Source organism: Ideonella azotifigens (assembly GCF_006519715.1).
GTDB classification, from domain to species: domain Bacteria; phylum Pseudomonadota; class Gammaproteobacteria; order Burkholderiales; family Burkholderiaceae_C; genus Ideonella; species Ideonella azotifigens.
In genome coordinates, this window is record NZ_VIDT01000117.1 from 1 (window position 1) to 11,381 (window position 11,381).

The 11,381-nt window shown below is 66.9% G+C and carries 11 protein-coding genes; 5 read left to right on the plus strand and 6 right to left on the minus strand.

Features of this window, described 5'->3' with window-relative positions; all coding sequences use genetic code 11:
* A partial coding sequence (locus FKP22_RS10070; protein ID WP_141287362.1) for a hypothetical protein occupies window positions 1-199 on the minus strand: 199 nt, incomplete at its 3' end.
* A gap of 258 nt (window positions 200-457) precedes the next feature.
* On the opposite strand from FKP22_RS10070, the gene FKP22_RS10075 reads away from it, so the two are divergent.
* The 5 genes from FKP22_RS10075 (at window position 458) to greB (ending at window position 5,939) form a co-directional block, all read left to right on the plus strand.
* Entirely contained in the window at window positions 458-1,441 is a 984-nt protein-coding gene (locus FKP22_RS10075) for a helix-turn-helix transcriptional regulator (protein WP_141287363.1), read from the plus strand.
* Between the two features lie 175 nt (window positions 1,442-1,616).
* The gene (locus FKP22_RS10080) at window positions 1,617-2,654 is read left to right on the plus strand and encodes a branched-chain amino acid ABC transporter permease (protein WP_141287364.1); all 1,038 of its coding nucleotides are present in this window, start codon (window positions 1,617-1,619) and stop codon (window positions 2,652-2,654) included.
* A gap of 1 nt (window position 2,655) precedes the next feature.
* The gene (locus FKP22_RS10085) at window positions 2,656-4,467 is read left to right on the plus strand and encodes a branched-chain amino acid ABC transporter ATP-binding protein/permease (RefSeq protein ID WP_141287365.1); all 1,812 of its coding nucleotides are present in this window, start codon (window positions 2,656-2,658) and stop codon (window positions 4,465-4,467) included.
* Between the two features lie 140 nt (window positions 4,468-4,607).
* On the plus strand, window positions 4,608-5,345 hold the full coding sequence (locus FKP22_RS10090; RefSeq protein WP_141287366.1) for an ABC transporter ATP-binding protein: 738 nt from the start codon (window positions 4,608-4,610) through the stop codon (window positions 5,343-5,345).
* Between the two features lie 30 nt (window positions 5,346-5,375).
* Complete coding sequence (greB, locus tag FKP22_RS10095) at window positions 5,376-5,939, plus strand: transcription elongation factor GreB (RefSeq protein WP_141287367.1); 564 nt, start codon at window positions 5,376-5,378, stop codon at window positions 5,937-5,939.
* Between the two features lie 92 nt (window positions 5,940-6,031).
* Here greB and FKP22_RS10100 read toward each other — a convergent pair whose 3' ends face one another.
* From FKP22_RS10100 to FKP22_RS10120, 5 genes are all read right to left on the minus strand, one after another.
* The gene (locus tag FKP22_RS10100) at window positions 6,032-8,314 is read right to left on the minus strand and encodes a RelA/SpoT family protein (RefSeq protein WP_141287368.1); all 2,283 of its coding nucleotides are present in this window, start codon (window positions 8,312-8,314) and stop codon (window positions 6,032-6,034) included.
* Window positions 8,315-8,484: 170 nt separating this feature from the next.
* Window positions 8,485-8,688, minus strand: a complete 204-nt coding sequence (gene rpoZ, locus FKP22_RS10105) for a DNA-directed RNA polymerase subunit omega (protein ID WP_141287369.1) — start codon at window positions 8,686-8,688, stop codon at window positions 8,485-8,487.
* Window positions 8,689-8,740: 52 nt separating this feature from the next.
* Window positions 8,741-9,361: a guanylate kinase gene (gmk, locus tag FKP22_RS10110; protein ID WP_141287370.1), complete on the minus strand. Its 621-nt coding sequence runs from the start codon at window positions 9,359-9,361 to the stop codon at window positions 8,741-8,743.
* Window positions 9,362-9,583: 222 nt separating this feature from the next.
* On the minus strand, window positions 9,584-10,963 hold the full coding sequence (locus FKP22_RS10115; protein WP_211361362.1) for a sensor histidine kinase: 1,380 nt from the start codon (window positions 10,961-10,963) through the stop codon (window positions 9,584-9,586).
* A gap of 13 nt (window positions 10,964-10,976) precedes the next feature.
* A partial coding sequence (locus FKP22_RS10120; protein WP_141287371.1) for a nickel-dependent hydrogenase large subunit occupies window positions 10,977-11,381 on the minus strand: 405 nt, incomplete at its 5' end.

Consider the following 11,381-nt stretch of genomic DNA (forward strand, 5'->3'; position numbering starts at 1 on the left):
GCAGCAGGTGCTGTGCCGGCGGCACCACGCCGTAGCGCGCGTGTTCCTGGCCGATCTCGAAGCCGGCGCCGAACTCGTCGTCCGAGCTGGCCAGGCCGCCGTGGGTGGGTGGCGTGCCGCGGAAGCTGATCGGCAAGGGCGCGGGTGGCAGCGCCGAGTTCTGGGCGGGCATGTCGAAAGCGAAAGCGGTCTGGGCCATGGTGCAAAACTCCTGAAAGTCGTTTCGGTCGGCGGTACGGCCCGCCGGGCGCTGGGGCGGAAGGCCCTGTTCACGATAGGAGCCAGTTTGTGCGGCCCTGGGCTCATGGCATGAGCCAGCCAAAGCACTGTGGATAAAAACAGACTGGGGAATGCGCTATGCTGGAGGCTCAAGCCATGAGCCTTGCATGCGCTAGCAGTGACGCCGCGGGGCGGCTTGAGGCGATGCCTGGCCAGTTCTTCACCGCGTGGTTGCCCGATGAACAAGACTGAACGCTTCTACAAGATCGAAGTGCTGATTCGCAGCCGCGGCGGTGTCAGCTTCGAGACCCTGCTGGACGAGCTGGAGGTCTCGCGCGCCACGCTCAAGCGCGACCTGCAGTACCTGCGCGAGCGCATGGACGCCCCCATCGTCTACGACCGCCACGACAACCTCTACCGCTTCGAAGACGGTGGCAGTGCGGGCGGCGAGGTGTCGCACCAGTTGCCAGGCGTCTGGTTCAGCGAGACGGAGATCCACGCGCTGCTGACCATGCACCAGCTGATCGCCGGGCTGGACTCGGGCGGCGTGCTGGGGCGCCACCTGCAGCCGCTGCAGGACAAACTCAACAGCATGCTGGGCACGGGAGAAAGCGCCTCGCGCGAGCTGATGAAGCGCGTCAAGATCGTCAACCCGGCGCGGCGCGCCGTGCCTGGCCGCTGGTTCGAATCGGTCGGCAGTGCCTTGCTGACCCGGCGCCGGCTGGACCTGAGCTACTTCAGCCGTGGCCGCAAGACCGAGTCGCAGCGCATTGTTTCCCCGCAGCGCCTGCTGCATTACCGCAACACCTGGTACCTGGACGCCTGGTGCCACAGCAGCGAAGGCTTGCGGCGTTTTGCGATGGATGCAGTGCGTTCAGCCAGGCTGCTGGACCAGCGCGCCAAAGACGTCAGCCTGAAGACGGTTGAGGCCGAGCTGGACGGCGGCTACGGCATCTTCAGTGGCCACAAACTCAGCTGGGCTACCTTGCAGTTCACGCCCGAGACTGCCCTCTGGGTGGCGCAGGAAGAGTGGCACCCTAAGCAGGAGCAGCGCGAGATGGCCGATGGCAGCCTGCAGCTGAAGTTGCCGTATGCAGACGCGACCGAGCTGATCATGGACATCCTGCGCCACGGGCCTCAGGTCAAGGTGCTGTCGCCAGCCTCGCTGGTGAAGCAGGTCTCCGAGCGACTTCGCGAAGCTGCGTCGCGCTACGACGCCTGAGCCTTTTCCGCGTTCGTCACAAGCCGCCAGCCTGGGAAAACCCGTGACCGGATTTGTGTCGCTTGCGCATATCTTCATTACCTGACCGACCGGTCGAACTATTCGGTTCGAGTGCCGGCGAAAAGGCGCCGTGAAGACGTGAAGGCCGGCAGGGCCAGGAAAGGCAGCAGTACGCATGGATGGTTCGATCGCCAGCATCCTGGCCCTGGATGGCATCACCAACGGGGCCGTGTATGCCTTGTTGGCGTTGGCCATCGTGCTGCTGTTTGCCGTGACCCGCGTGATCTTCATCCCGCAGGGCGAGTTCGTGGCCTTTGGCGCGCTGACGCTGGCGCTGCTGCAGACCGGCGCGGTGCCGGGCACTGTCTGGCTGCTGCTGCTGCTGGCGGCCGGTGTCGCGCTGGGTGAGCTGGTCAATGGCTGGCGCCAGCGTCGTTCGGCCAAGGCCTTGCTGCTGGCCGCGCTGCGCACGCTGGCCTGGCCCATCGCGATTTCACTGCTGACCATCTGGGCCGCGCCACGGCACTGGCCGCTGCTGGCCCAGGCCGCGCTGACGCTGGCCGTGGTCACGCCGCTGGGCAGCCTGGTCTACCGCGCGGCCTACGAATCGCTGGCAGACGCCAGCGTGCTGGTGCTGCTCATCGTGTCGGTTGGTGTGCACTTTGTGCTGACCGGTCTTGGCCTCTATTTCTTCGGCGCCGAGGGCTACCGCAACCCGCCGTTCTGGGACGAACGCTTCAACGCCGGTCCGCTGATGCTCAGCGGCCAGACGCTGATCGTGCTGGCGGCGTCCTTCGCGCTGATCGTCATGTTGTGGCTGTTCTTCGAGCGCAGCCTGTGGGGCAAGGCCTTGCGGGCGACCGCGGTGAACCGGCTGGGCGCGCGGCTGATGGGCATTTCAAGCGGCAGTGCAGGGCGCTTGTCGTTTTCGATGGCGGCCTTCATCGGCGCGCTGTCCGGCCTGCTGATCGGGCCGACGACCACGGTGTTCTACGACTCCGGCTTCCTGATCGGCCTGAAAGGCTTTGTCGCCGCGGTCTTCGGCGGGCTGGCCAGCTATCCCTTGGCCTTGGTCGGCGCGTTGGGCGTGGGCCTGCTGGAAAGCTTCGGCTCGTTCTGGGCCAGCGCGTTCAAGGAGGTGATCGTGTTCTCGGCCATCCTGCCGGTGCTGCTGTGGCGCTCGCTGCGCGACCCGCATGGCGAGGAGCACTGAGATGGCGGTTTTCTCTCCGCAAGTTGCCGCTGGCGCACGGCGCCCGTCCCGGCTGCAGGCCTCGCGGCTGCCGGTGTTCTGCCTGCTGATGCTGGCCGCGCCGCTGCTGCCGCTGCCGGACTTCTGGATCACCCAGCTGAACTACATCGGCCTGGCATCCCTCGTCTCGCTGGGCCTGGTGCTGCTGACCGGCGTGGCCGGGCTGACCTCGTTTGGCCAGGCGGCGTTTGTCGGCGTGAGCGCCTACAGCACGGCCTGGCTGACGCTCAATGCCGGCCTGTCGCCATGGCTCACGCTGTTCATCGGCGTGGGGCTGGCGGTGCTGGTGGCGCTGGTGCTGGGCCTGATCACGCTGCGCATGTCCGGCCACTACCTGCCGCTGGCAACGATTGCCTGGGGCCTGGCGCTGAACTTCGGCATGGCCAACATGGCCTTCCTCGGCAAGTACGACGGGCTGCAAGGCATTGCGCCGTTGACCTTGTTCGGCCATAGCCTGGCCGATGGGCGCTCGATGTGCAGCCTGATATGGCTGGTCGCGCTGGCGGCCGCCGTGGCGCTGAATCACCTGCTGGACTCGCGCCCGGGCCGCGCGCTGCGGGCGCTGAACGGCGGCGCGATGATGGCCGAGGCCATGGGCATCTCGACCTTCCGCTACAAGCTGACCGCCTTTGTGCTGGCCGCCGTGCTGGCGGCGCTTTCGGGCTGGCTGTTCGCCCACTTCCAGCGCAGCGTGAACCCCACGCCGTTCGGCCTCAACAAGGGCGTTGAATACCTGTTCATGGCGGTGCTGGGCGGCGTCGGCCAAGTCTGGGGCGCGTTCACCGGTGCGGCCATGGTCGTGCTGCTGACCGACAAGTTGCAGACCTTGCTGCCGGCCCTGCTGGGCAGCAGCGGCAATTTCGAGGTGATTGTCTTTGGCATCGTGCTGGTGGCCACGCTGAAGTACGCGCCCAACGGCCTGTGGCCCTTCATCCAGCGCTGGTGGCCGCCGGCGCAGCGGGTGCGGGACTGGGAAGGCGCACCGCCGCTGCCGTCCCGCCCCAAGCCGGCCCCAGGCGAGCCGTTGCTGGAGGCCAGGGCGCTGCGCAAGCAGTTCGGCGGGCTGGTGGCGGTCAACGGCGTGAACTTCTCGCTGAAGGCCGGCGAGATCATGGGCTTGATCGGGCCGAACGGCGCCGGCAAGTCCACCACCTTCAACCTGGTTTCGGGCGTGCTGTCGCTGACCAGCGGCGAGGTGCTGTTCCGCGGCGAGGCGATTGCCGGCCTGAGCTCTCGGGCCATTGCGCGGCGCGGCATGAGCCGCACCTTCCAGCACGTCAAGATGGTGCCGGACATGACGGTGCTGGAAAACGTCGCGCTGGGCGGCTACCTGCGCAGCAGCGGCGGCCTGCTGCGCGCCATGCTGCGGCTGGACCGCGCCGAGGAGCGCCAGTTGCTGGCCGAGGCCGAGCGGCAGCTTCGTCGCATCGGCATGGCCGAGCTGATGTTCGAGCGCGCCGGCAACCTGGCGCTGGGGCCGCAGCGCTTGATGGAGATTGCCCGCGCGCTGTGCACCGATCCGTCGCTGCTGTTGCTGGATGAACCTGCCGCCGGCCTGCGGCTGAAGGAAAAGCAGGCGCTGGCCGAGGTGCTGCGCCAGCTGAAGCAGGAAGGCCTGTCCATTCTGCTGGTCGAGCACGACATGGACTTCGTGATGGGCCTGGTCGACCACCTCACGGTGATGGAGTTCGGCACCTGGCTGATGGCCGGTACGCCGGCCGAAGTGCAGGCGAGTCCAGCCGTGCGCGCGGCCTACCTGGGCACGGAGCATTGAAGTGAAACACCCCCTACCGGCTTCGCCGGCCCCTCAAGGGGGCGCGCCCGCAGGACCGGCAAAGCCGGATCCTGGAGCGCTGCTGGCTTGGGTCGGTTTCCTGTGTCGCGGGTGCTGCCCGGGAGCGTGGAGCAACTGAAATGAGCAGCAGCAGTTCAATCCTCAATGTGCAAGGCCTGCATGCCGGCTACGGCCGTGCCGAGGTCCTGTCCGGCCTGGACCTGCAGGTTGGCCGCGGCGCAGTCGTCACCGTCATTGGACCGAATGGCGCAGGCAAGTCCACCACGCTCAATGCGCTCATGGGCGTGCTGCCCTCGCGCGGCAGCATCGTCTTCGACGGGCTGGAGCTGGCCGGCAGCACGCTGGAAGAGCGGGTGATGGCCGGCCTGGCGCTGGTGCCCGAAAAGCGCGAGCTGTTCGGCACCATGCCGGTGGAAGACAACCTGGTGCTGGGCGGCTTTCGGCCGATGCGCCAGCGCGTGCCCGGCTGGCGCAGCACGCTGGACGAGGTCTACACGCTGTTCCCGCGCCTGAAGGAGCGCCGCCTACAACTGGCCGGCACGCTCTCCGGCGGCGAGCGTCAGATGCTGGCCGTCGGCCGTGCCTTGATGAGCCGGCCCAAGCTGATGATGCTGGATGAGCCCAGCCTGGGCCTGGCGCCGCTGGTGGTGCGCGAGATCTTCCGCACCATCAGCGCGCTGCGCGCCACCGGCGTCAGCATCCTGCTGATCGAGCAGAACGCCCGCGCGGCGCTGGAAGTGGCCGACCACGGCTACGTGCTCGAAACCGGCGCGCTGGCGCTTCAAGGGCCGGCATCCGAACTCGCCACCGACCCGCGTGTGATCGACACCTACCTCGGTGCGGCGCGAGCGGCCTGACCGCTCGCACGCTGGGCTAAAGTCTGCCGAATGAACAAGGCCTTCACCAAGGAGCCCGAGGGCGACGACGATGACGATGACGGCGGCGGCCTGCCGCCGCTGCCCGCGGGTGGCAAGAACTACATGACGCCGGCAGGCCACACGGCGCTGCGCACCGAGCTGCTGCAGCTGATCGACGAGGAGCGGCCGAAGATCGTCGAGATCGTGCATTGGGCCGCGTCCAACGGCGACCGCTCGGAAAACGGCGACTACATCTACGGCAAGAAGCGGCTGCGCGAGATCGACCGCCGCATCCGCTTCCTGACCAAGCGGCTGGACATTGCCGAAGTGGCCGATCCGTCAGCCCACCATGGCAGCGACCAGATATTCTTCGGCGCGACGGTGACCTACGCCAACAGCAAGGGCGAAGAGCGCACCATCACGATCAAGGGCATCGACGAGGTCGACCACCTGGCCGGCGAAGTCAGCTGGATCTCGCCGATCGCGCGTGCGCTGGTGAAGGCGCGCGAGGGTGACGAGGTCACACTGATGACGCCTGGCGGCGCCGAGACGCTGGAAGTGCTGGAAGTGAAGTACCCGAAACCGGGAAACTGACGCGGGCCAGCGCAGGGCCGCCCCAAGCGGGCCCGCTACCCGCCTGGCGGGTGGTGATGCGTACTCGCATCACCGGGTGCTCACATTTCGGGTTAAGGGCGCACGCGCTGGGCTCTGAGCACCGTGGGGTTGCGCTTCAGCGTCCTGAGCACATCGGCCAGGTGCAGCCGGTCGCGCACGCTGACCAGCAGCCGCATCTCGGCCGTTTCGCCCACCGCTTCATCGCCCATGTCAATGTGCGTGATGTCCGCCTCGGCACTGCTGACGGCCTGCGCGACCTGCGCCAGCACACCCTTGCTGTTGCGCATCAGCACGGTGATGGCGGTTTCGAACGCGCGGGTTGGCTCTTCGGCCCATTCCACCTGCATCCAGCGCTCGGGGTCGCGCTCATAGAGGCGTTTGCCAACTTGGCAGTCGGCGGTGTGCACCAGCAGGCCTTCGCCACGGCCCAGGTAGCCGACGATGTCGTCGCCGGGAATCGGCCGGCAACAAGGTGCCAGCGAGACCGAAGCGCCTTCAGCGCCGTCGATCACCACCAGGCCCTGCGCGGGGGTGTTTTCGTCATGGCCATAGCGGCCCATGCTGAGCATCACCGCATCAGGTTTCTGGCCTTGTTCGCGCAGCGACTGCGCGACGCGCTTGGCGACGATGGTCGCGATCTTCTTGCCCAGGCCGATGTCGATCAGCAGCTCGGCCTGCGTGCGGTTGCCGCTCCAGCGCAGCAGCGCCGGCCAGATCGAAGGTGGCTCGCCTGCGGCCGGCTCGCGCGCCGGCATCGTCAGGCCCTCGGCCCGCAGCGCCTGCGACAGCATCTTGTGCCCCAGCGCCTGCGATTCCTCCAGCTCCATGTTCTTCAGGTAATGGCGGATCTTCGAGCGCGCGCGGCCGGTGCGCACGAAGTTCAGCCAGGCCGGGTTGGGCCGCGCGCCGGGGGCGGTCAGCACTTCCACCACGTCGCCCGAGCGCAGCTCGGCGCGCAGCGTGGAGGCTTCGCCATTGATCTTCGCGGCCACGCAATGGTCGCCCACGTCAGAGTGGATCGCGTAGGCGAAGTCCACCGGCGTGGCGCCGCGTGGCAGCGCCAGGATCTTGCTCTTGGGCGTGAAGACGTAGACGGCGTCCGGCACCAGGTCGATCTTCACGTGCTCCAGGAACTCGGCCGCGTCGCGCGTCTCGTCCTGGATGTCCAGCAGGGACTTCAGCCACAGCGCGCCCAGGCGCTGCGCCACGTCGCCGGGGTTGGCGTCCCGGCCGACCTTGTAGAGCCAGTGCGCGGCGATGCCGGCCTCGGCCACCGCGTGCATTTCCTCGGTGCGGATCTGGAACTCCACCGCCGTGCCAAGCGGGCTCACCAGCGTGGTGTGCAGCGACTTGTAGCCGTTGGGCTTGGGAATCGCGATGTAGTCCTTGAAGCGGCCCGGCACCGGCTTGTAAAGCTGGTGCAGCACGCCCAGCGCGAGGTAACACTCCGGCAGCGTGGGCACGACGATGCGAAAGCCGAAGATGTCGCTGACCTGCGCAAAGCCGGCGTGCTTCTCGCGCATCTTGCGGTAGATCGAATAGACCGTCTTCTCGCGCCCGCTGACCTCGGCCTTCATCTTGTTGTGCACAAAGGCCTTGCCCACGTCGTCCTGCACGCGGGTCACGATGTCGCGCCGGTAGCCACGCGCGCGCAGCACGGCCTTTTCCAGTGCCGCGTGGCGCCAGGGGTTGATGTAGGCGAACGACAGCTCCTGCAGCTCGCGGTAGGTCTGGTTCAGTCCCAGGCGGTGGGCGATGGGCGCGTAGATGTCTAGCGTCTCGCGGGCGATGCGGGCGCGCTTGTTGACGGCCATCGCCGCCATGGTGCGCATGTTGTGCAGCCGGTCGGCCAGCTTGATCAGGATGACGCGCACATCGCGCGACATCGCCAGCAGCATCTTGCGGAAGGACTCGGCGTCGCTTTCCGCGCGGGTCGAGAACTGCAGCTTGTCCAGCTTGGTGAGGCCATCCACCAGCTCGGCCGTCGGCGCGCCAAAGCGCTCGATCAGCTCGACCTTGGTGATGCCGCAATCTTCCATCGCGTCGTGCATCAGCGCGGCCATGATGGCCTGCGCGTCCAGTTTCCAGTCGGCTACCAGGCTGGCCACCGCGATCGGGTGCGTGATGTAGGGCTGGCCGCTGGCGCGGAACTGGCCCAGGTGGGCCTGGTCGGCGAACTTGTAGGCGTCGCGCACCTTTTTCAGGTCGGACTTGCCCAGGTAGCCCAGTTTGTCGGCCAGGTCGGCAAATGTGTTGACCTCCACCGGGGTCTGTCCGGTGGTCACGGTGGGCAGCCGCGGCCGACCCTGCAGTGCGGAAGGCAGGAGGTCGGCGGCGAAGGAACGAATACCCATGCCTGGAATTTAGCCCATAACCCGGGCCGGCCGCGGCGATCTGCGAGGGGCCGTACCCGACCGCAGGGCTTTGCGGGCTTTGTTGCCGCCGGAAAGCAAAACGGGCACCAAGTGGCGCCCGTTTGGGATGGCAGGCCGGCGTTGCAGCTGGCATGCAGTGAGCCGGAAGCTCAGGTCGGAACCTTGCGCAGCATCTCGATGCCGACTTCGCCAGCGGCGATTTCGCGCAGCGCGGTCACGCCAGGCTTGTTCTTCGACTCGACCTTGGGCGTGTGGCCCTGGCTCAGCATGCGTGCCCGGTAGGTCGCGGCCAACACCAGCTGGAAGCGGTTGGGAATCTTGACGAGGCAGTCTTCAACGGTGATGCGGGCCATGGGGTATCCAGGTCAGGAAAAGCAGGCAGTGAGCCCTGCGGGGCCTGAAGCGTCAGCCCAAATCCAGTGCAGTGAACACGGCGGACTTGGCGCGGCGCTGTGCCGCATACTTCAGGCGCTGCGAGTGCACCACGGTTTTCAAATCGAAAAGCGCGGTCTCGAATAAGCCGTTGATTATAACGTAGTTGAAATGCCGGGCCTGGGCCACCTCATGGCGGGCGTTCACCATGCGCTGGGCGATCACCTCCGGCGGGTCCTCGCCGCGGCGAGCCAGCCGCTGCGCCAGCTCTTCCCAGCTGGGCGGCAGGATGAAGATCAGCACCGCGTACGGGAACAGCTGCTTGATCTGCAGCGCGCCTTGCCAGTCGATCTCCAGCACCACGTCTTCGCCGGACATCAGGCGCGACTCGATGCCGATGCGCGAGGTGCCATAGCGGTTGCCGTGCACCTCGGCCCATTCGAAGAACTCGTCCCGCTCGACCATGCCCTGGAATTCATCCAGGCTGACGAACCAGTACTCGCGCCCATGCTGCTCCTGCCCGCGCGGCGCCCGCGTGGTGTGAGAGATGGACACCTTCAGGTGCGAGTCCAGTTCCAGCAGCGCCTTGACCAAGCTGGACTTGCCGGCGCCGCTGGGGGCGGCCACCACGAAAAGATTGCCAGGGGTTTCCATCGTCGTCCGGCTTTGCTCTCTACCAAATTCACCATTTTCGGCCATTTGGGTACTGTCTGCGCCCTCGAAGACGATTTGCCGCCGCTGACCAGGACCTGAATGCGGGCCGCAGCAGAAATATTGCGCGCCAAGTGCGAGAAACAAAGGCGTGAACACAGGCCGACCGACGGCTGAGACGATGCGCGCCGTCACACACGGCAGCCCTCAAGGGCTGAGGCCATGCTATCCAGGCGCCAGGGGCAGCTCCAAGAGAAACTCTGCCCCACCCTCTGGATGATTGCTGGCCGTCAGGCGACCGCCGTGCTGTTCGACGATGCCATAGCTGATCGACAAGCCCAGGCCCGTTCCTTTCCCAACGGGCTTGGTCGTGAAGAACGGGTCGAACAGACGCGACAGGTGTTCGGGCAGGATGCCTGGCCCGTTGTCGCGCAGGCGCACGCGCACCCGGGTGTGGTCGCGCTCGACCGTGAGCCGGAGTTTGGCTTGCTTGCCGTGGGCACCCGAGGCTGCGTCGGTGCCATTCTGTAAAAGGTTCATCAGCACCTGCTGCAGCTGACCGGCGCTGCCGTTGACCACACAGGGCGGTCCGCTCTGCCAGTGCATCTCGAAGCCCGCGCCCGTGCCTTTGCGCACCCAGTGAATGGCCCGCTCGATGACCTCGTTGAGATCCACAGGCGTGCGCGCCTCCGGGTCCATTGCCGAGAAGCGCTTGAGCCCGCCCACAATGTCGGCGGTGCGCTGTGCGCCTTCGAGGGTCCCTTCGATCAGCGACGGCAGATCGCCGAGCACGTGCTCGATGCGCAAGGTCGTGCGCAGGGCCTGGAGCGCCTCAGCGTCCTGCCCGGCATGCACGGCGGCGAGGTATTGGCGCAGCCGCTCGCTGTAGCGGGCTAAGGCATGCACATTGCCGAGCACGAAGCTGATCGGGTTGTTCAGTTCGTGAGCGACGCCGGCCACAAGCCGCCCGAGCGAGGCCATTTTTTCGGAATGCAAGAGCTGCTGCTGAGCGAGCTTGAGTGACTCGTGCGCTGCCCGCAGCTCGTGGTAGGCGCGTTTGATCTCGGCAGTCGGGCGGCCCACGAACACCGTGCCCACACGCCGTCCATTGACGCCGACGCGCGGCGTGCAGTTGGCATCGACCGACACGCTTTGGTGATGCGGCCCGGTCAGGTTCAACTCGGTCGCCTCCCCGCCGCGTGCGGGCTTGCTGCGCGACAGGACCGCGCGCGCGCGCTCGGCGCTGGGCTCGTCCGCGAGCAGGTCGTAGAACGAGGTGCCGCGCAGTTCTGCGTCGCTGCGCCCCACGAGCTCGCACAGCGCTGCGTTGGTCTCTTCGATGCGGCCGTGTTCGTCGCAGACCAGCAGCACGTCCGACATCGCCGAGAGCACACTGAAGATGAACTGCTGCGACTGCTCGAGCTCGTTGTTCTTCTGTTCGAGCTGGATCTCGTCGTGCACGAGCTGCGAGTAGACCTCGTCCATCTTGTGGATCACGTCCAGCCAGGTCGATTCGTCCACGCCTTCCATTGCGCCATGCGGCACCAGCCCTGCGAGGCCCAGGCTGCGTCTCGCAGGTTCGTTTTCGGGGTCTGTGCCGGCCATGCTTCAACCCCGCTCAATGCACCGTGCACACCATGCACGGGTCGAACGAACGCACGATGTGCTGTACCGCGATCGGCGTGGTTTCGCCGTCGAGCACGGGCGCGCCGACGAGCGCCTGTTCCAGCGCGCCGGGTGTGCCGGCGGCGTCACGCGGCGAGAAGTTCCAGGTCGTCGGCGCCACGATCTGGTAGTTCACGATGCGCCCGCGCCGGGTCTGCACCCAGTGTCCCAGGCTGCCGCGCGCGGCTTCGCTCAGGCCCACGCCCAGGCCTTCTTCGGGCAGCGCCGTGTTCACGCAATAGGCGTCGTTCACCACCAGTTGCTGCAGCCAGCGTTCCATCATCGGCACGACCTGCGCCAGCTCCAGCAGCCGCGCCAGCACGCGCGTGTAGACCGTGCCGCCGTGGCGCGCCACCAC